At 41.3% G+C, this 18,151-nt stretch carries 22 protein-coding genes; 5 read left to right on the top strand and 17 right to left on the bottom strand.

Annotation, left to right across the window (positions count from 1 at the left end):
* Nucleotides 1–269: 269 nt before the first annotated feature.
* Together V5804_RS11030 and V5804_RS11025 are read left to right on the top strand one after the other, a co-directional pair.
* Complete coding sequence (locus V5804_RS11030; protein WP_369591441.1) at nucleotides 270–590, top strand: DUF6799 domain-containing protein; 321 nt, start codon at nucleotides 270–272, stop codon at nucleotides 588–590.
* A gap of 99 nt (nucleotides 591–689) precedes the next feature.
* Nucleotides 690–1,547 (top strand): nucleoside phosphorylase, encoded by an 858-nt coding sequence (locus V5804_RS11025; RefSeq protein WP_369591440.1) that lies wholly within the window; start codon nucleotides 690–692, stop codon nucleotides 1,545–1,547.
* A 75-nt stretch (nucleotides 1,548–1,622) separates the two neighbouring features.
* On the opposite strand, the gene V5804_RS11020 is transcribed toward V5804_RS11025, so the two are convergent.
* The 4 genes from V5804_RS11020 to V5804_RS11005 all read right to left on the bottom strand — a co-directional run bounded on the left by V5804_RS11020 (nucleotide 1,623) and on the right by V5804_RS11005 (nucleotide 4,885).
* Nucleotides 1,623–1,829: a hypothetical protein gene (locus V5804_RS11020; protein ID WP_369591439.1), complete on the bottom strand. Its 207-nt coding sequence runs from the start codon at nucleotides 1,827–1,829 to the stop codon at nucleotides 1,623–1,625.
* Nucleotides 1,830–2,005: 176 nt separating this feature from the next.
* Nucleotides 2,006–2,572, bottom strand: coding sequence for a hypothetical protein (locus tag V5804_RS11015; protein ID WP_369591438.1), 567 nt, complete (start codon nucleotides 2,570–2,572; stop codon nucleotides 2,006–2,008).
* An 89-nt stretch (nucleotides 2,573–2,661) separates the two neighbouring features.
* On the bottom strand, nucleotides 2,662–3,186 hold the full coding sequence (locus V5804_RS11010; RefSeq protein ID WP_369591437.1) for an acyl-CoA thioesterase: 525 nt from the start codon (nucleotides 3,184–3,186) through the stop codon (nucleotides 2,662–2,664).
* Between the two features lie 190 nt (nucleotides 3,187–3,376).
* A complete protein-coding gene (locus V5804_RS11005; protein WP_369591436.1) occupies nucleotides 3,377–4,885 on the bottom strand; it encodes an ATP-binding cassette domain-containing protein in 1,509 nt (502 codons plus the stop codon).
* A 158-nt stretch (nucleotides 4,886–5,043) separates the two neighbouring features.
* On the opposite strand from V5804_RS11005, the gene V5804_RS11000 reads away from it, so the two are divergent.
* Complete coding sequence (locus V5804_RS11000; RefSeq protein ID WP_369591435.1) at nucleotides 5,044–7,368, top strand: PAS domain S-box protein; 2,325 nt, start codon at nucleotides 5,044–5,046, stop codon at nucleotides 7,366–7,368.
* 126 nt (nucleotides 7,369–7,494) lie between these two features.
* On the opposite strand, the gene dnaJ is transcribed toward V5804_RS11000, so the two are convergent.
* From dnaJ to V5804_RS10975, 5 genes are all read right to left on the bottom strand, one after another.
* Complete coding sequence (gene dnaJ, locus V5804_RS10995) at nucleotides 7,495–8,658, bottom strand: molecular chaperone DnaJ (protein ID WP_369591434.1); 1,164 nt, start codon at nucleotides 8,656–8,658, stop codon at nucleotides 7,495–7,497.
* A 75-nt stretch (nucleotides 8,659–8,733) separates the two neighbouring features.
* Complete coding sequence (locus V5804_RS10990; RefSeq protein ID WP_369591433.1) at nucleotides 8,734–9,327, bottom strand: nucleotide exchange factor GrpE; 594 nt, start codon at nucleotides 9,325–9,327, stop codon at nucleotides 8,734–8,736.
* Between the two features lie 243 nt (nucleotides 9,328–9,570).
* Entirely contained in the window at nucleotides 9,571–10,254 is a 684-nt protein-coding gene (locus V5804_RS10985; RefSeq protein WP_369591432.1) for a cell division ATP-binding protein FtsE, read from the bottom strand.
* Between the two features lie 2 nt (nucleotides 10,255–10,256).
* Nucleotides 10,257–10,460, bottom strand: coding sequence for a fructose-6-phosphate aldolase (locus V5804_RS10980; RefSeq protein ID WP_299287290.1), 204 nt, complete (start codon nucleotides 10,458–10,460; stop codon nucleotides 10,257–10,259).
* Nucleotides 10,461–10,544: 84 nt separating this feature from the next.
* On the bottom strand, nucleotides 10,545–11,567 hold the full coding sequence (locus V5804_RS10975; protein ID WP_369591431.1) for an acyl-CoA reductase: 1,023 nt from the start codon (nucleotides 11,565–11,567) through the stop codon (nucleotides 10,545–10,547).
* Nucleotides 11,568–11,668: 101 nt separating this feature from the next.
* Here V5804_RS10975 and V5804_RS10970 point away from each other — a divergent pair, with 101 nt between their 5' ends.
* Entirely contained in the window at nucleotides 11,669–12,022 is a 354-nt protein-coding gene (locus V5804_RS10970) for a 4Fe-4S dicluster domain-containing protein (RefSeq protein WP_299287296.1), read from the top strand.
* Nucleotides 12,023–12,088: 66 nt separating this feature from the next.
* The gene (locus V5804_RS10965) at nucleotides 12,089–12,853 is read left to right on the top strand and encodes an NlpC/P60 family protein (protein WP_369591430.1); all 765 of its coding nucleotides are present in this window, start codon (nucleotides 12,089–12,091) and stop codon (nucleotides 12,851–12,853) included.
* A 72-nt stretch (nucleotides 12,854–12,925) separates the two neighbouring features.
* Here the strand turns inward: V5804_RS10965 and V5804_RS10960 are convergent, their stop codons facing one another.
* The 8 genes from V5804_RS10960 to hisH all read right to left on the bottom strand — a co-directional run bounded on the left by V5804_RS10960 (nucleotide 12,926) and on the right by hisH (nucleotide 18,051).
* Complete coding sequence (locus V5804_RS10960) at nucleotides 12,926–13,540, bottom strand: DUF4142 domain-containing protein (RefSeq protein ID WP_369591429.1); 615 nt, start codon at nucleotides 13,538–13,540, stop codon at nucleotides 12,926–12,928.
* Nucleotides 13,541–13,679: 139 nt separating this feature from the next.
* A complete protein-coding gene (locus tag V5804_RS10955) occupies nucleotides 13,680–14,588 on the bottom strand; it encodes a WD40 repeat domain-containing protein (protein ID WP_369591428.1) in 909 nt (302 codons plus the stop codon).
* A gap of 1 nt (nucleotide 14,589) precedes the next feature.
* Entirely contained in the window at nucleotides 14,590–15,171 is a 582-nt protein-coding gene (gene hisIE / locus V5804_RS10950) for a bifunctional phosphoribosyl-AMP cyclohydrolase/phosphoribosyl-ATP diphosphatase HisIE (protein WP_369591427.1), read from the bottom strand.
* A gap of 39 nt (nucleotides 15,172–15,210) precedes the next feature.
* Nucleotides 15,211–16,014, bottom strand: coding sequence for an imidazole glycerol phosphate synthase subunit HisF (gene hisF / locus V5804_RS10945; protein WP_369591426.1), 804 nt, complete (start codon nucleotides 16,012–16,014; stop codon nucleotides 15,211–15,213).
* 16 nt (nucleotides 16,015–16,030) lie between these two features.
* Nucleotides 16,031–16,198, bottom strand: coding sequence for a hypothetical protein (locus tag V5804_RS10940; RefSeq protein WP_369591425.1), 168 nt, complete (start codon nucleotides 16,196–16,198; stop codon nucleotides 16,031–16,033).
* Nucleotides 16,199–16,200: 2 nt separating this feature from the next.
* Nucleotides 16,201–16,650, bottom strand: coding sequence for a PIN domain protein (locus tag V5804_RS10935; RefSeq protein ID WP_369591424.1), 450 nt, complete (start codon nucleotides 16,648–16,650; stop codon nucleotides 16,201–16,203).
* Between the two features lie 46 nt (nucleotides 16,651–16,696).
* Nucleotides 16,697–17,446 carry a HisA/HisF-related TIM barrel protein gene (locus V5804_RS10930; RefSeq protein WP_369591423.1) on the bottom strand — a complete coding sequence of 250 codons (750 nt, stop codon included), beginning with the start codon at nucleotides 17,444–17,446 and terminating at the stop codon, nucleotides 16,697–16,699.
* A gap of 14 nt (nucleotides 17,447–17,460) precedes the next feature.
* Nucleotides 17,461–18,051 (bottom strand): imidazole glycerol phosphate synthase subunit HisH, encoded by a 591-nt coding sequence (gene hisH / locus V5804_RS10925; protein ID WP_369591422.1) that lies wholly within the window; start codon nucleotides 18,049–18,051, stop codon nucleotides 17,461–17,463.
* Nucleotides 18,052–18,151: the final 100 nt, after the last annotated feature.

Genomic DNA, 18,151 nt, shown 5'->3' with positions numbered 1-18,151 from the left:
GAACCAACGGGTTTAAATTCGTTGCTACAAGATGTACCGAAGCTACGCTTCTGCAATTGCAGCTTTTATAGAGCTGTAGGCTCGGCCAATGTTGTAGAAATAGGTTTCAACCCGTTTAAATAAAAAGTTTAAACAACTTCAGGGTAAAAGAAGTATCGGCCAAAAAAAGAGGCGTCAGAAAAAAAGTTTAAATAACTTCATTAAAATCATTTCAGCAAAAAAATAATTCTAATTAGAAATTTTCGTAATATTGATAAAACTAAAAGATTATGAAAAAGATACTTGTTTATTTATTTGCCACAGTATTAAGTTGTAGTGCAATGGCGCAGCACAAAATGGCCAAAATGGATTCTAAACACATGAAAATGGAAAACTGTGTGATGATGGACGGCGGAAAAATGATGTGCATGCAAGACGGAAAAACGATGGACATGACTAAACCCATGACCATGAAAAACGGTACAGTAGTAATGGCAGACGGCACCCTGAAAATGAAAAACGGCAAAACCATGATGCTGAAAGACGGACAAAGTGTGATGATGAGCGGCAAGGTTGACAAAATGCCGATGAAAGAGCACATGAAAATGTAAGTTGAACTGCAAAAAGCCAACAAAAAACCCGAAGCGCAACTTCGGGTTTTTTGTTAAGCAATGTTTTTTACCAGCACTTTATTAATTTTTTTAAATAGCATGATTTCCGAAACCGATCTTATCTTAAACCCCGACGGCAGCATTTATCACCTCAACTTACTTCCTGAGGATTTATCAAACACAGTAATTACCGTCGGTGATCCTGATCGGGTAGGAGAAGTGAGCAAGTATTTCGATCGCTTAGATTATAAAAAAGGCAAGCGTGAGTTTTTAACACATACCGGCTGGATCGGCAATAAACGGATTACCGTAATTTCTACCGGCATCGGCACCGATAACATTGATATTGTTTTGAATGAATTGGATGCCTTGGTCAATATTGATTTTGATACTAGATTGATCAAAGAAAAATTGACCAAGTTAAATATTATCCGCATCGGTACTTCCGGTTCTTTGCATGTTGCTATACCGGTAGGTTCTGTTTTGGTTTCTGACTTTGCTTTAGGTTTTGATGCGTTGATGGATTATTATACTTACAGTTATGATCCAAGTGAGCGGGAATTGCAAAGCGCTGTAGACGCCCATTTTCATGTACTAAAAACAGTATCGCCTTATTTAACTTCTGCAAGTTCAATATTAAAAGAAAAAATTGGTTTTGATTTGCCATCTGGAATTACGGCAACGGTACCAGGGTTTTATGCGCCGCAAGGACGGCAAGTCCGGGCTAAAAATGCAATCCCAAATTTTATCCAATTACTGCAATCTTTCAATTACAAAGATCAGCAAATTACAAACTTGGAGATGGAAACGGCCGGCATTTATGCGTTGGCAAAAGTTTTAGGGCACCAGGCATTATCCGTTAATGTAATTTTGGCCAACCGTGCAACAAACAAATTTAGCAGTAACCCAGAGCAAATAATTGACAAAACAATTCAATTGGTTTTAGAAAGATTGTGATAATTGTAATTTCTTAAATTGGAACCAAAATAGAAAAACCTGCAACTGAAGCAGGTTTTTCTATCTGAAACAAATTTAATACCTGTCGCGGTAATCACGGTAGCCATGGTCTCTTCCATAGCCGTGGCGAAAATGGTCTTCGCGGTGATGGCGGCGTTCCCAGCGTTCGTGGCGGCGGCGTTCGCGGTCGTGCCGGTTAAAATCACGGAAACTTTCGGCATTGGCCGCATCAAAAGTAATGATGGACAAAAGCAAAATCAGGCAAACTTTAAGCATTTTCATAACTGTAATATTTATTGGATTATGATTTTTAGAGTAAAGCTTGTTCATTAAAGTTTAACCAAAAAATTTATAGTTTTTTGCGTTAAACCTTTTGCTTCTTTTATCATACAAAATATCCAAAGTACAGCAGGAGCAGACCAAGCCCAACAATTTTAAGGTGATAAAAGAAGTATGGTTTATGATTGCAATTTTAAAGAATCTGCAATTTTAAAAAACACAAGTTTGTACCTTTCAAAACTTCCGAAAGGGGCCGTACAAGTCAGCAAAATAGCTTTTTCTTTATTATAATAAACAAAAACAATGGTTTGCAAAACGGTATTGGTTTGTAAATCTTTGTGCGAATTGATGTACCATTTATAGCGTCCGTTTGTAGCCGTGCCTTTTTTTGTAATGGATAGAAAACCCGGCAAGGCATTGTTGGATTCTATTGACATGGCATAAGCTGAATCTAAGTTTCCATGTGGCGCATCAATAAAGTTAAGGTTGATGTTTTCGGGGAAAGCGTTGTTGGTTTCGGTTTGCGGATGGATGGCAATGAACTTTAAACGCGGATCAGATTGCGTTACAAGCCAGTTACTTGGAATGCTGATTTCAAAGTGGTTGGCCGCATCTTTGTACGTTTTAAAAGTTTGCGCCATGCTGTTTTTACCGGCAAAAAATAAGAATGACAATAAAGCCAGCATTCGAAAAGTAGTCATAGCCAAAAAATTAAACAGCGTTAGCAAACCATATTTAAACCGCATGAAAATACAGCTTCTTCCAATTTAAAATTGGGTTTGCAGCAGTAATTAACACAATTTAACAAGTAAAGACGATGGGCAAACCGTTTGGTTTAATGCGAACCGGCGCCGTAGAAAAAATCTTTCAGCTCTGTGGCATCATGGATCTTCATTTTTCCGCTTAAAATCAAACGCAACTGGCGCCGCTGCATGGCACCTGCATACAAAGCAATTTCTTCTTCTGTTTCCGGGATCAGTTCGGGCACTTGCTGCGGTTTGTTGTTGGCATCAATCGCAACGAAAGTGTAAAAAGCCTCGTTGCTTTTGATGGTGGTTCCCGAAGGGATATTTTGTGCCGAAACCACCAGCCGCACTTCCACCGAAGTGTTAAAAGCGCGGGTAACTTGTGCCTCAATGCTGATCACGTCGCCCAGTTTTACGGCATGTTTAAATGAAACGCTATCCACAGAAGCGGTAACAGCCAGGCAGTTACAATGCTTTTGTGCGGAAATGGCAGCGGCAATATCCATCCAGTGCAGCATACGGCCACCCATCAGGTTGTTCAGCATATTGGTATCGTTCGGCAAAATCAATTCGTTCATTACCGTGTGGGAAACGGAAGCTTTCTTGGCAATCATGGGCGTAAAGATAGGGATTTGGAGGACATGCTTATAGTTGATGGTTCATTGTTAATAGCTAAGAGAAGATGGTTAATGGTTAATAGTTAATAGCTAAGAGAAGATAGTTAATAGATTATGGCAGCAGGATTGGTATTTAGCAGGCTTTTGACTATGAACCATAAACCATGAACCATGATCCTCAGCACTATCAATAACCTGTCTGCTTACCTTCCTCCAACCTCAAAACCTTGTTTACCACGTTTGGTATTTCCTGCTGGTAATGGGTTACGTAAATCAACGTAGTGTTGCTGTTGTTGCAGATCAGTTCGAGCAGGTTTTTAAAATGGTTTTGTTGCTGTTCGTCCAAACCCTGGCAAGGTTCGTCAAAAATCAACAAAGGTGGGTTTTTGACCAAAGCGCGCGCCAGCAAACAAAGCCGTTGCGTGCTTGCCGTTACTTGTTTAAGCGGTTTTCGTGCCTGGTCTTCTACCTGAAGCAGCTTCATCCAGCGCAAGGCAACCGCAGTTTTTTGTGGGTTTGATGGACGGAACAAACCCAACGTATCGTAAAAACCGGATTCGACCACTTGCAAACACGAACTTTCTGCCGGAAAATATTGATGCAGTTCGGGCGATACAAAACCAATCTTTTTTTTGATGTCCCAAATGCTTTCACCGCTGCCTCTTTTCCAGTCAAAAAGGATGATTTGGTTGGCATAAGCCTGCGGGTTGTCGCCGTTGATCAAACTTAACAAAGTTGATTTTCCGGCCCCGTTTGGCCCAAGCAAAGCCCACTTTTCGCCGGGCAAAACCTGCCAGTTGATGTTGTTTAAAACCTGTTTTTCGCCGTAACGGATGTTTACGTTTTCCATTGAAATTATGGTGCTAAAAGAAGCATCAGGCGTTGGGCCAAGCAAGGCTTTCAGTTCATCCAAATCCACATCGGTTTGCTGTTTTTGTTGTTGAAACTCATCCGGCCTGAATGCTTCTTTTAGCACTGTTTTTTCTATCTTTTGCTGATGCAATACGGCTACATGCGTTATCGCATCCGAGATTTCGTGCGGAGAAGTCGCCATCACAATTGTGATCCCGCTTTCGATTATTATGGCTATCAATTTATTAAATTCTGCCCTGGTTTGTACATCCAAACCTGCAAGCGGATTGTCCAGCAACAACAAACTTGGATGTTTTAGCAAAGCTGCGGCAATCAACAACCTTTTGGTTTCGCCGTTGGATAGTTTGATCAATTGTTTGTCCAGCAATGGTTCCAATTTAAGCTGGTCAATGGTTTGTTTGAAAGTCCAAAACGGGTTTTCAAAATTGTCCGTATTGATCTTTTCTAAATAAATTCTAACCGTTGGCGCATCTTCGCTATCAGAAGAATTGTACCGTTGCTGGTAATAGAAATTTTTGGTGTTGGACAGGTTTCGGAAATGGTGTTTTGATGCTACGATCGCCATCAATTTTTGTGGGGTAAAAGAAGCATCGAAGCTTTGGTTTTGCCTCAACCCATCATAAAAATGATAAACGATTTTGCCGCTTGAAACTGGAAGGTTACCAGCAATGGTTTGCAGCAAGGCACTTTTGCCCGAACCGCTTTCGCCTGTAATTGCCCAGTTTTCGCCTGTTTTTATCTCAAAACTTAAATTTTTAAATACCGTACAAGTGTTGTTTCTAACTTGGATATCTTGTAAAGTGAGAAAGGGCTTTTGTAGCATAATTTTTATTAAAAGCAGTTAAAATTTAAAACGGTACTGCATGTACAAACATAAAAAACAAGATAAATAGCCATGTACAATTCAAAAAAACTTCGACCGGTTTTTTATAGCTTTCCTGATAAGTTTGTTCTCTCAACCCAAAATCCAACAGCAGGCGCATGAGGTTTAATACGCTGAAAGTTGCCATTGTTTACACCGTTGCCTGTTTGGTTTGGTTTGGCGTAACCACCGAAATTATCATTTGGTTTGAAGGTTATTTTTCTGGTTTTTATGTCCGGCTAATCCACATACTTTTGCCGGTTTTGTTTGTGGCGATGAATACTTTAGTTGTGTTCAAGCTGATCAAATTAAACAACAAAACGATCAGGCAAAAAGAAAACGATTTTTTGAACTTGTATTTGGGCAACCCAAACCCTTTGTGGATCTACGATTTGCAGACTTTGAAATTTGTATCGGTAAACGAAGCTGCAATTACAACTTACGGTTATACCAGGGAAGAATTTTTGGGCATGACCATTAACGATATCCGAAAGTTGGAGGAACGGGGAAAATTGACGGATTCGGTTACCGAATTTGTAAACCGGCCTTACGCAGCTGGCACTTGGCGCATTTCCGGAACCTGGCAGCACCAAAAAAAAGACGGCTCGCTGATTTATGCAAGCATCACTTCCCACAAAATTATTTTTGAGGATAAAGAATGCGCGATGGTTCTGGCTTCGGACACCACAGAACAGGTGAAATACGAGCAGCAACTGGAGCAGATGAACCATGTTTTGCAACAGGAAAAACAAAAGCAAAAAGAAACAGAAAAACTGGCAAAAGTATCGGGCTGGGAATATTTTGTTGAAGACGGAAAGCTAATCTGGTCAAACGAATTGTACGAAATTTTTGACATTGACCGCGAACCGGAAAAAGTAAACTACAGTTCTATTTTAAAATCAATGCACCAGGAAGATCTGTCAAATTACAATCAGGCAATAGAAAACCTGTTGAAATGGGGCACAGACTTAAACACCAGTTATCGTTTTATTACAAAAACGGGTTTGGTTAAGTACGCAAAAGTGTTGGGGAAGATGTATTACCGCGACAACAAAAAGTATAAAGTGCAGGGCACCATGCAGGACGTAACCGAACTAACGCTGGCGCAACTGGAAAAGCACAAGTATCAGCAGAGTTTAAAAAACACGCTGAACAATATTAACGATGGTTATTTTTTATTAAACCGGAACTGGGTCATTACCGCGGTTAACGCCAATAGCGAAAAAATGCTGGGCCGGCCGCAGGAAAAGATGGTCAACCATCACTACTTCGAATTATTCCCCGGTGCCCAAAACACTAATTTTTACCAGAATTATAAGAAAGTTTTGGAAAAAAGCATACCGGTTAATTTTGAAGATTACAGCCCTTACGCCCAAAAATGGTTTTGCGTAAACGCTTACCCGACAGAAGAAGGGGCAGCAGTTTATTTTTCGGACATTACGGAAAACAAGGAAAAAGATTTGCAGCTAAAAGAAGCATTGGAACGATATGAGCTGGTAGCCAAAGCCACACACGATGTAATTTATGATTTTAATGCGGCAGATAATCAGGTTAAATACAGCGGCTGTGTTGAAGATTTGTTAGGTTCGGCTACGGAAAACATTACCGGCAACAATGACTGGTGGAAAAACAAAATCCACCCGGACGACCTGAACCGCGTGCTTAGAAAACATAAACATGCCATCAGAAACAAGGAAGAGAACTGCGGGCTGGAATACCGTTTAAAAACCAATACCAACCAGTACAAGTATGTGTACGACCAGGGTTACCTGCAATATGACGACAGGCAAAAGTTTATCCGGATGATTGGCGCAATTAAAGACATTGACCAGTTAAAACGCTTTGACGACGAGAACAAAAGGCTGGCCGACATCATCACCAAAGTGAACAATATGATCATCATTTTGGATGTAAACAATAAAATAATATGGGTAAACAAAGCATTTGAAAACTTTACCGGCTATGCATTGTGCGATGTTGCAGGAAAATACCCGGTTTTTTTATACGGGCCGGAATCAGACCCTGAAGCACCTATTATAATTGATGAAGCCAAAAAAACTTTTCGTTATTTTTCTTTGGAAGTAATCAACTATACGGCCAGTGGAGAAAAATATTGGGTGAATGTAGAATTTACACCGCTTTTTAACCCTGACGGGAAGTTTGAAGGTTATATTTCTATTCAAAACAACATCACGGGCAGAAAAGAAAAGGAAGAAAAAATCAGGCACCAGAATGAAATATTAAAAAACATTGCCTGGATGGGTTCGCACGAACTTAGAAAACCTGTTGCTTCTATTTTGGGTTTGATCGAACTGATTACCGAAACAGACGATTTAGCCGAAAAAGAAGAATCTATTTGCTTGATGCAGCATTGTACCCTTCAGCTCGACCAGATCATCCGCACCATCAACCAAAAAATAGAAGAGGAAATTTCTGAAGAGTAATTGAAAATCAGCCTGATTTTTAGGTGATAAAAGAAGCATTCCGGTTTACAAACCCACAAAAAAAGAGGCTGGTGATTAACCGGCCTCTTTTTTTACAATGCTTCTTTTAGCACCTAAAAATTGGTGTTACTCAAAATATTCCTTCATCCGGTCAATAAAACTTTTGTCGTGTTTGCCCGGGTTTGGTTTAAAGTTGGGCGAGTTCTGCAGTTTTTCCAACGCATCGCGCTCTTCTCGGCTTACTGCTTTTGGTGTCCAAATGTTGATGTGCACCAACTGGTCTCCGCGCTGGTAAGAATTTACTTCCGGCACGCCTTTTGATTTTAAGCGCAAAATTTTGCCGCCCTGCGTTCCGGGTTCAATTTTGATCTTGGCTTTTCCATCAATGGTTGGCACTTCTACACTTGTGCCCAAAACGGCATCTACAAAACTCACATGCAAATCGTAAATAATGTTGTTGCCGTCGCGTTTCAACGTTTCATGCGGGATTTCTTCGATCAAAATGATCAGATCTCCCGGCATTCCGCCACGCGGGGCCGCATTTCCTTTTCCGCTCATGCTCAGTTGCATGCCTTCGCTCACGCCGGCCGGAATGTTGATGCTGATCGTTTCCTCTCCGCGTACAATGCCTTCACCATGGCAAACAGTACATTTTGAAGTGATGGTAGAACCTTCGCCGTTGCAGGTAGGGCAGGTGCTGGTAGTTTGCATCTGGCCCAAAATGGTGTTGGTTACCCGGCGCACCGCACCAGAACCGCCGCAGGTTTTACAGGTTTGGAACGAAGCTTTGTCCTTTGCGCCTGTGCCGTCGCAGGTATCGCAAAGCACTTGTTTGTTTACTTTTACTTTCTTTTCAACGCCGTTGGCAATTTCTTCCAGTGTTAGTTTTACCTTGATCCTTAAATTGGTTCCGCGGGCTGCTTTGCGGCCACCACTTTGCCGTCCCCCGCCAAAAAAGCTATCAAACGGGCTTCCACCACCACCACCGAAAATATCGCCAAACTGGCTAAAAATATCTTCCATGTTCATACTGCCGCCGCCATAACCTCCGCCACTGGCAGATTGTGCATTGGCCGCATGGCCAAACTGGTCGTACCGCTGGCGCTTGTCCGGCTTGCTTAAAACTTCGTAAGCTTCGGCGGCTTCTTTAAAATTCTCTTCGGCTTGCTTGTCTCCGGGGTTTTTATCGGGATGATATTTGATGGCCATCTTGCGGTAAGCCTTTTTAATCTCCTCTACTTCTACACCTTTAGACACGCCCAATATATCGTAATAATCTCTTTTTGCCATTTTCTTGTTTTTAGCTATCAGGTATCAGCTTTCAGGCATGAGCCATAAACCATCAACCATCAACTTTCCTGCTCTTTATGCCCCTACAACTACTTTTGCAAAACGAATCACCTTGTCGTTCAGCAGGTAGCCTTCCTCCAATACATCCACAACTTTGCCTTTTAATGATTCATTCGGAGCGGGAATATTGGTAACTGCTTCATGGATTTCCGGGTCAAACGGTTGCCCTTTGGATGCCATTTCTTTCAGCCCTTTTTGTGCCAGCAAATTTTTAAACTTGTTTTGCACCAGGCTGATGCCTTCTTTTACGGCAGAAACGTCTTTTGCGTTTTCAATTGCGCGGGAAGCGCGTTCAAAATCGTCCAAAACCGGTAGCAAAGATACAAGTACCTCTTTCCCAGCTGTTTGCAGCAATTCTACGCGTTCTTTTGAAGTGCGGCGTTTGTAATTGTCAAATTCTGCGTACAAGCGTAAAAATTTATCGTTCGCCAAAGCAAGTTCTTCTTTCAGTTTGTCTTCTGCAGAAAATCCTTGTTGCGTATTTTCAGGCTGCCCGCTTTCAGTTTCGTTTTTTTGGTTCTGGCGTGCATCGTTTACCTGCTGAAATTCATCGAAAATCTCGTCCATATTTGTTGGTTTTTCTTCGGAAGTGCCATCTTCATTTTTCATCTTCTTCAGTATATCATTAAAATTCATAATGTAATTTCCCCTCAACAAGTTTCCTGCCATCTGTTAAAAACCGTCAGGCTGTCAGTAGCTTGTAAATAGTATGTTTTATTCTGTCTGTTGCCAAAACAAAACCTGACAGCAAAATTGGCAGCATACTGTTTTTACCGGGATAAAAACAGTATGCCGTTTTTTTCTGAAATGGTTTTTTGGAATTAATACGGAATATATTTTATTAAGATGCGGCTAAACCAATTGTACATCATCTAAAATTTTCCCGTTCTCGCATTTAATGATGCGCGATGGAAAGGTGCGGATAATATGATAATCGTGTGTAGCAACCAACACGGCAGTCCCGTTTTGGCTGATTTGTTTCAGCAATAATACAATTTCTTCGGAAGTATCCGGGTCCAGGTTGCCGGTTGGTTCATCGGCCAAAATTACTTCCGGTTCGTTCAACAAAGCGCGCGCAATCACCACGCGCTGCTGCTCGCCGCCCGAAAGTTCGTGCGGCATTTTGCGGAGTTTGGAACGAAGGCCAACTTTTTCGAGCACATCGCGTGCACGCTCGCTAATCTTGGTTTTGTCTTTCCAGCCGGTCGCTTTCAACACAAACTCTAAATTTTTTTCAACTGTCCGGTCTGATAACAATTGGAAATCCTGGAAAACGATGCCTAATTTCCGGCGAAGAAAAGGAACGTCTTTGTTGGCCAACTTCTTCAAATCATAACCTCCCGCATGTCCTTCACCGTTGGTCAAATGCAAATCGCCGTACAAAATTTTCAGCAAACTGCTTTTGCCCGAACCGGTCTGGCCAATCAGCCAAACAAAATCGCCTTTGTTGATTTCCAAATTCACATCAGAAAGCACCAAATGTTTCTGTTGAAAAATATCTGTATTTTGAAGTCGGATAACGGTGTTCCCAATCATTTTTAAAGTTCCAGTTTGAGGATTTGACCAAATGGCAGGTCTTTTACAATGTTCATTATCTGTTCGGCTTTGTCGGCCAGCCCCAATTTGTCCAGCGATTTGTCCGGCCGGTCCACCCGAAAATAGGCCAGCAGCGTAAACTGCTCGTCGCGCAGTTGCACGTAATCCGGTATTTTGGCCACTCCTTTTACTTTAATAATGTACATCGGTTGCCAAAGTTAAAATTTATGCCCTGGTTTTTCTGCTTGTTTTTTGAATTTCTGCCGATGCTTCTTTTACCGGATAAAAATCTAAATGGTTCTTAAAAAAGCCATCGTGTCCACGCCATCGGCATAATCCCATAAACGCGGCTGCTGGCTTTCGCCAAAACTTACGACCGGCACATCAATATTTAGCTTCATGCCGCTTACCACACATTGTACCGCGTCTTTTTTTGCGTTGATTTTTGCTGCCGCATCTTCCAGGTTTTTATAAAAATCATAGAACAAAACGGCCAGCGGCGAAGCAATATTTTCGTCCTGCTTCAACAACAAAAACCCGTTATCCAAATGTTTGGCCTGGTTAACCAAGTAAACCGATTTGTTGTAATCGTAATTGTTGTTGTATTTATGGTGATTGATAATCGGTTGAAAAGATTCGATCGCCCGAAAAAGGACTCCAAAATCATAACCTTCGGGAACTAAAATTTTGGAAACGCTTCGGCAGCCCAATCCAAAATAATCAAAAATATCGTGGCCCAGTTTGTGCAGGTCTTCCTCCGTTTCAAAACCCGAAAGCAAAGCCATGCTGTTGCGGTTTTTGCGGATGATATGCGGCACTTTGCTAAAATAATATTCAAAATAGCGCGATGTGTTGTTGCTGCCCGTTGCCATTACGGCATCAAAACCTGCCAGCCGCTCTGTAAATTCGTACCGGTTTGCAAACTCCGGTTCCAGTGCAACCAATCGTTTTAAAATATAAGTGATTATTCTTGAATCACTTGCAGAAGCTTTGATCATCGCAAAATCACCAGAAACCAGCACGCAAAGCACATCGTGAAAACCAACCACCGGGATGTTTCCGGCCAAAACCAACCCCACTTTTTTGCCGGTAAAAACAGTATCTGCATCTTCGGGCAGCCATTTTTCCAAATCTTTTCGGTTTAGCATTTTGCCGATTGCCTGTACGGCCTGCAATACATTTTCGGGCACAAACCAAGCGTTGTACTGGCGTTCGCGCTCGATAATTTCTAACAATTGCGGAGATGGATTTAACAGTTCTTCGCCCAGTTTAGACAGCGTTTCCGTTAATTTTATTTTAATCAATTCTGACATATTATTAGCAAAGCTTTAAAACTTGAAAATGCAAAATTTGTTATCTTTGCAAAACGTTGCTGCAAAGCAAATGTATCATTTAGCTTTTTAAGGATAGGGTTATGGCGATTAAAATTACTGACGAATGTATAAACTGCGGTGCCTGCGAACCGGAGTGCCCAAACAATGCCATTTATGATGCCGGTGCCGCCTGGAAATTTTCGGAAGGGACCAATTTAAAAGGGATTATTGATTTTGGCGATGGCTCTACGCTGAACGCGGAAGAACCAAACGCAGCAATTTCTGACGAAGTTTATTACATTGTTTCTGATAAATGTACCGAGTGTGTAGGTTTCCATGATGAGCCGCAATGCGCAGCCGTTTGCCCTGTTGACTGTTGTGTGGACGATGAAGATGTGCGCGAAACCAAAGAAGAACTGCTGGCCAAAAAATCTTGGCTGCACATGGAAGAATAATTTTATTGTGGGTTGAAATTTGAAAGGGAATGCAATCTTTGTGTTCCCTTTTTTTATAAGCTAAAAATGCAATACGGTATCATTCATCTGGCCATTGTCCCGCTTCGCGATGCGCCAATGCACAAAGCACAGCAAGTTTCGCAACTGCTTTTCGGCGAAGGTTTTGAAGTTCTGGAAACGCAGGGCGATTGGTTGCAAATCCAAACGGAAAATGATGAATATTTAGGTTGGATACAAGCGATACAAAGTGTTTTTTTGAATGCCGAAACTTATCAGCAAAACCAGGAAAAACCTTTTCAGCTTACAACCGAGCCAGTTACCATTGTCCGTAAAATTGCAGACGGTTCTTTGCTTTATTTACCTGCGGGAAGCAGGATTGCGGGTGTTGAACAAAATCAATTTTCAATCGGCAACACAACTTTTGAATTGCTTCACCAATTTTTACCTGGTAAAAACAGTATCATAAATTACGCTTATTCTTATTTAAACACGCCGTATTTGTGGGGCGGCCGTACGCATTTTGGAATTGATTGCTCCGGTTTTGCCCAAGTGGTTTACCGGCAGCAAGGCATCCAGTTAAAACGCGATGCCTGGCAACAAGCCGAACAAGGCAAAGCAGTAGATTTTTTACAAAGCACTTTGCCCGGCGACCTGGCTTTTTTTGACAACGAAGAAGGCCGGATTGTGCATGTCGGAATGATGCTAAACAACGAACAGATTATCCATGCTTCGGGAAATGTAAAGATTGACCGGATTGACAACCAGGGAATTTATTCGGCAGAACAAAAAAAATATACGCACCATTTGCGCATCATCAAACGCTTCTTTTAGCACTAAAAAATCAGCAAAAAAAATGGAACACCAAATCAATGATGTTCCATTTTTATACCGGTAAAAACAGTATTACTTCATTTTCTGGTCAATGGCTTTGATCATGCTTTGGTGCATTTTCAACACAGGCAAAGTAGTGGTAGCGAAAGATTTCACTGCAGCATCTTTACCGTCTTTTGATTCTTTTTCAAACATTTTTACGTCTTTATCGTGGTCTTCAACCATTGCTTTTACGTAAGCTTTGTCAAAATCTTTACCTGTTTTTTTGCTCAGGTCATCCATTATTTTTTGTTCGTCTTTACCCACGGTTGCAGGTAAAGTGATGTTTTTTTCTTTGGCCACTGCCATCAAGTTGTTATTTGCTTTGGTATGGTCGGTAACCATTTTGGCACCGAAATCTTTCACATCCTGGCTCATGCCTTTTTGCTGCGCCAATTGGCCCAAAGCAACTTCTGCCATACCGCCGTTTGCTGCTTCCACTGCAAAATCGGCATCGTCTTTGTCCACCTTCATTACACCGCCAGCAGTTTTTGCCGTAGTGTCTTTTGATGACATCATGCCGGAAGTGTCTTTTGCGGAATTAGAATCCTTGGCAACTTCAGTACTGTTGGTTTTGGTAGAACTGTTGCAAGCTTGCATAGCAAAAGCAGTGGCTCCGGCTAAGAATAATACATTTAACTTTTTCATCGTTTCTTCTTTTTTAAATTGTGCAGTAAGATCATTAATTGTTTCCATAACAGCACGAACAAGTGGATTGTTTATATTATAAACATTTAATTTGAAGGAATTTAACCGGAAAGAAAATTTGGTTTCGAACCAGCAGGTTTTAAAAACTAAAACCCCAAACTATTGCCAATTTATCATCACTAACCGAAACCAATTTGCTGCCATCCGCGTTCCAGGTAATTTTATTGATAGACAAACGGTGCGTGGCAAAGCCTTTTTCCCTGCTGATGATTTTGTACAGTTTAAAATCATCCGAACCCCAGATTTTGATACTTTTGTCCATACTGGCCGTAGCAAAATAAGGTTCGGTTGGATGAAAAGCGATTGAATTTATAGCAAATAAATGTGCGGGAATATTTTTGATGGGTTCGAAAGTTTTACAATCCCAAATTTTCAATTGTGCATCGCGCGAACCGGAAACCAAATACTGGCCAAAAGGCGCATAAGCAACAGAAAAAACCGGCAAAGTGTGTCCGCTTAAAGTCCTTATTTGTGTATAATCTTCCAGATCATAAACCCGGATACTGTTATCGCGGCAACCAAAAGCAACTTGTTTGTTTTGGGTGGAAACACTGATGCAACGAACGGTATCCGAAGAAACCGGAATGGTATGCACCAAGTTCAACGTTTCCATATTCCAAACCGAAACTGAACCATCTTCGCTTGCCACCAGCAATTCTTTTTTGTGCGGAACGGATTGAATATCAAAAATTGGTTTTTGGTGATGTTTTAGGGTTGGCAATAATTGCTGCTTTACAAAATCAAAAACCAAAACATCGCCGTTACGCAAACCGGCAAACAACAACGGAAAACCAGCCGGACAATGCAAAGCGTAAACCGAAGTAACCACCGGAAACATTACTTTGATAAAAGCATTGGTTTTCACACTCCATTCTACCACGCCTTTATCATTCCCGGCCGTAAAAATAATGCCTGGCTTTTGCGAAAAAGCAACTGTAAAAATCGGGTTGTTATGGCCGGAAAGTTCTGCTGTTTTTTCGACTTGCATCTTACTTATGCCTACTTTCCAAATTCTTAGCAATTTTTTCCAGACTGAGATTTTTCTCACGAAGTAAAAACAACAAATGGAATACCAGATCCGATGCTTCGTTTACCAGGTCAAATTCGGTTTCGACCAAAGCGGCGATGACGGTTTCTACGCCTTCTTCGCCAACTTTCTGCGCAATTTTGTTCAAACCTTTCTTGCGCATTTTGTTGATGTAAGAACCTTCCTGCGGGTTTTCGTAACGATCACGGATGATATTTTCCAGTTCGAAAATAAAGTTCTGGTTATGATTTGTCGCAAAACAACTGCGCGAACCGGTGTGGCAGGTTGGCCCGTCGGCTTTGGCTTTGATTAAAATGGTGTCCTGGTCGCAATCCAAAAATACTTCTTTTACATGCAAAAAATTGTTGCTCGTTTCGCCTTTGGTCCACAAGCGATTTTTAGAGCGCGAAAAGAAAGTAACTATTTTTTCGGCCTGTGTTTTATCAAACGCTTCCTGGTTCATGTAGCCCAGCATCAGCACTTCCAAAGTTTGGTGGTCTTGTATGATGACGGGAAGGAGACCTGTGTTTTTATCGAAATTCATATATAATTTTATGCTGTATAAGAAGCATCAAGTTTTTGGTCAGATTCTTACTTCAATGTTATTTTGCTTCAAAGTCTGCTTCAACTCCGGAATTAAAATCTCGCCATAATGAAAAACAGAAGCCGCCAAGGCAGCATCCACTCCGGCCTCTTTAAAAACATCCACAAAATGCTGCTGGTTTCCGGCTCCGCCCGAAGCAATCAACGGAATGCTAATCTGGTCATTAATTTGTTTGAGAAACTCACAATCGAAACCCGCTTTTGTCCCGTCGTGATCCATTGATGTCAACAGGATTTCGCCTGCGCCACGGCCTTCTGCTTCTTTTATCCATGCAAAAGTTTCGTGTTCGGTGGCAATCCTTCCGCCGTTTAAATGCACCAGGTTTTGATGGCCAACGCGACGTGTATCCACTGCAACCACCACAAATTGAACACCAAAAGCTTTGGCCAGTTGATCAATTAGTTGTGGATTTCGAACCGCTGCGGAATTGATCGAAATTTTATCCGCACCCGAATTGAGCAAAATATCCGCATCCGCAATTTCGTTGATGCCACCGCCAATGGTAAACGGAATATTCACATTTCGGGCAACGGCTTTTACCAGTTCCACCATCGTTTTGCGGCGTTCGTGCGTAGCGGTAATATCCAGAAAAACCAATTCATCCGCGCCTTGCTGCGAATATTGCCAGGCCAGTTCCACCGGGTCGCCGGCATCGCGCAAATCTACAAAGTTTACTCCTTTTACGGTTCGGCCGTCTTTTACGTCGAGGCAGGGAATAATTCTTTTCGCTAAATTCCCCAAGTTTTTAATATTGGGGTTGGTAGTTGTATTTTGTTCTTCCAAAACTGTTTTTGGGTTTTCAAATGCTTTTGTTTGTTACTGTTTCCGTAAGTTTTAACTTGTATTTTTCTCTGATGGCTTGCATTTCTTTTTTCAAAATATCCGGGTGCTTCCAGTATTTCTCACTTAAATTTTCACGGATTTCCCTCATCATCAACACCGCATCAAATTTTTTATCCTTTTCCATAATTATAAATTTAAAATTTCTCTCGGTGTCCTGATTTCAATTAGATTGTAACCAAGTTGTAAATTGATTGAGTTGTAAAGTTTAATCCGACTAAGATTAACAATATGTTTAAAGTTCCAACTTGCCAAAACATCAGCACTGTTTAAAGTGGCCAATGCAATATGCAAAGCATAGTTATAGCTCTTATTTGTCAATGCACCTTTTTCGATGTAAGTTTCAGCAAGGTTAATTGCCTCATCTGTTATACCTATTGTTATTTGATTGTTGGCAGGAATTTCCAGTATTTTTCTCCGTACTTCCTGCCGAGCAAGTTCAAGTTCTTGTAATGTTAAATCAGATAACATAATGAGCTTTATACCTGACTTAAATTCTTCAAACAAAGCAACAGACCATTCTTTAAATTCTACATCAAAACAACCTCCAATTGTTGATGTATCTGTATAAACTTTCATTATTAAACAGGAATTATTTGTTTAACAAACCCTCAAAATGAGGGCCTCACAAACTCGCCATCGCCTTTAAATTCCACGCCTTGATTTCCTCAACAGAAATATGGTTCTCATAAATGGCTTTACCAACCACGCAGGATTCTACGTTGATTTCACTCAACTTTTCGATGTCTGCCATCGAACTAACGCCGCCGGAAGCAATGAGTTTAATAAACGGAGAATGGTCCAACAGTTTGGCATAAAGTTCTACTCCTGCACCGCCTAATTTTCCGTCTTTATTAATGTCGGTACACAGAAAACGGAAGAAGCCCAACTCCAAACAACGATCTATGTAATCCATCAATTTTACAGGCGAACTTTCCATCCAGCCGGAATATTTAATCACTTCATCCAACACATCAATCGCAATTACAACATGATCGGTCAGGTTATTTTTGCCGATAAAAGAAGTACTCAGTTCATCCAGAAAAGTTGGATTGGTAATGGCCTGCGTTCCAACAATCACCCGATGAATGCCTGCACCGATTAAATCTTTTACTTTTTCAATGCTGCGCACACCGCCGCCGTACTGCACTTTCATCGCCGTTTTTTGAATAATTTCAGCCAAATATTCCTGGTTGCTGAAATCACCTTTGGCACCGTTCAAATCAATGATATGGATAAAATCGGTTCCGTTGGCCTGGTATCTTTCGATCATTTCCTCCAGCGTAACGTCGTAATTGGTTACCTGTTGATAGTCGCCTTCACGCAAGCGGACAACCTTTTTGTCCAAAATATCAATGGCGGGAATAATATACATCTTGTTTTTTAGCATTAAAGGTTGGCAAAGTTTTTTAATAAAGTTTCGCCGGCAGTACCGGATTTTTCAGGATGAAATTGTACACCAAAGAAATTATCTTTACGGATAGCAGCCGAAAACCGAACACCGTATTGCGTTGATGCTAAAGTATATAAATTATTGTACTCAATAAAATAAGAATGTACAAAGTAAAAATAGGCATCGGCGGCAATGTTTTTGAACAAGTCTTCCGTTTCTTTCGGATGCACCTGGTTCCAGCCGGTGTGCGGCACTTTTAAACTTTCGGCTTCTTTAAAACGCAGTGTTTTTACGGGAATAATATTGAGCAAATCTGCGTTTCCTTCTTCGGAAAAAGCGGTAATCAATTGCATCCCCACACAAATTCCTAAAACGGGTTTAGTCAGTTGTCGGATGGTTGGAACCAAACCTGTACTTTCCAGTTTTAACATTGCCGCACCGGCATGGCCAACACCGGGAATAATATAACGGTCGTATTGCCCAAAATCGCTTTCTTTTTCAATCATCCCGTAGGCAATCCCCAACCGATCCAGCGCAGCCGTTAACGAAAAAATGTTGCCCGCGCCATATTGTATAATTCCAATCATTGTTTTTTAGGTAAGAGGTAAGAGGTAAGAGGTATCAGGTACGAGGTATTAGGTAAGGGATTTGAGGTGAACGCTTGGCTCAGAACCTCTTACCTCACAC

This window comes from Mucilaginibacter sp., from assembly GCF_041088075.1.
In the GTDB taxonomy this organism is placed as follows: Bacteria; Bacteroidota; Bacteroidia; order Sphingobacteriales; family Sphingobacteriaceae; genus Mucilaginibacter_A.
Note: the sequence above shows the minus strand (reverse complement) of the source record. Positions and strands in the feature narration are given on the sequence as shown.

Excerpts from the sequence above, each read along its gene's own strand:
- dnaJ (WP_369591434.1), bottom strand. The coding sequence starts at position 8,658 with ATGGCAAAAAGAGATTATTACGATATATTGGGCGTGTCTAAAGGTGTA.
- V5804_RS11010 (WP_369591437.1), bottom strand. The coding sequence starts at position 3,186 with ATGATTGCCAAGAAAGCTTCCGTTTCCCACACGGTAATGAACGAATTG.
- V5804_RS10980 (WP_299287290.1), bottom strand. The coding sequence starts at position 10,460 with ATGTACATTATTAAAGTAAAAGGAGTGGCCAAAATACCGGATTACGTG.
- V5804_RS10965 (WP_369591430.1), top strand. The coding sequence starts at position 12,089 with ATGCAATACGGTATCATTCATCTGGCCATTGTCCCGCTTCGCGATGCG.
- V5804_RS10970 (WP_299287296.1), top strand. The coding sequence starts at position 11,669 with ATGGCGATTAAAATTACTGACGAATGTATAAACTGCGGTGCCTGCGAA.
- hisH (WP_369591422.1), bottom strand. The coding sequence starts at position 18,051 with ATGATTGGAATTATACAATATGGCGCGGGCAACATTTTTTCGTTAACG.
- V5804_RS11005 (WP_369591436.1), bottom strand. The coding sequence starts at position 4,885 with ATGCTACAAAAGCCCTTTCTCACTTTACAAGATATCCAAGTTAGAAAC.
- V5804_RS11015 (WP_369591438.1), bottom strand. The coding sequence starts at position 2,572 with ATGCGGTTTAAATATGGTTTGCTAACGCTGTTTAATTTTTTGGCTATG.
- V5804_RS11020 (WP_369591439.1), bottom strand. The coding sequence starts at position 1,829 with ATGAAAATGCTTAAAGTTTGCCTGATTTTGCTTTTGTCCATCATTACT.
- V5804_RS10930 (WP_369591423.1), bottom strand. The coding sequence starts at position 17,446 with ATGTATATTATTCCCGCCATTGATATTTTGGACAAAAAGGTTGTCCGC.
- V5804_RS10960 (WP_369591429.1), bottom strand. The coding sequence starts at position 13,540 with ATGAAAAAGTTAAATGTATTATTCTTAGCCGGAGCCACTGCTTTTGCT.
- V5804_RS10955 (WP_369591428.1), bottom strand. The coding sequence starts at position 14,588 with ATGCAAGTCGAAAAAACAGCAGAACTTTCCGGCCATAACAACCCGATT.
- V5804_RS10975 (WP_369591431.1), bottom strand. The coding sequence starts at position 11,567 with ATGTCAGAATTGATTAAAATAAAATTAACGGAAACGCTGTCTAAACTG.
- V5804_RS10935 (WP_369591424.1), bottom strand. The coding sequence starts at position 16,650 with ATGAAAGTTTATACAGATACATCAACAATTGGAGGTTGTTTTGATGTA.
- V5804_RS10940 (WP_369591425.1), bottom strand. The coding sequence starts at position 16,198 with ATGGAAAAGGATAAAAAATTTGATGCGGTGTTGATGATGAGGGAAATC.
- V5804_RS11025 (WP_369591440.1), top strand. The coding sequence starts at position 690 with ATGATTTCCGAAACCGATCTTATCTTAAACCCCGACGGCAGCATTTAT.
- hisIE (WP_369591427.1), bottom strand. The coding sequence starts at position 15,171 with ATGAATTTCGATAAAAACACAGGTCTCCTTCCCGTCATCATACAAGAC.
- V5804_RS11000 (WP_369591435.1), top strand. The coding sequence starts at position 5,044 with ATGAGGTTTAATACGCTGAAAGTTGCCATTGTTTACACCGTTGCCTGT.
- V5804_RS11030 (WP_369591441.1), top strand. The coding sequence starts at position 270 with ATGAAAAAGATACTTGTTTATTTATTTGCCACAGTATTAAGTTGTAGT.
- V5804_RS10990 (WP_369591433.1), bottom strand. The coding sequence starts at position 9,327 with ATGAAAAATGAAGATGGCACTTCCGAAGAAAAACCAACAAATATGGAC.
- V5804_RS10985 (WP_369591432.1), bottom strand. The coding sequence starts at position 10,254 with ATGATTGGGAACACCGTTATCCGACTTCAAAATACAGATATTTTTCAA.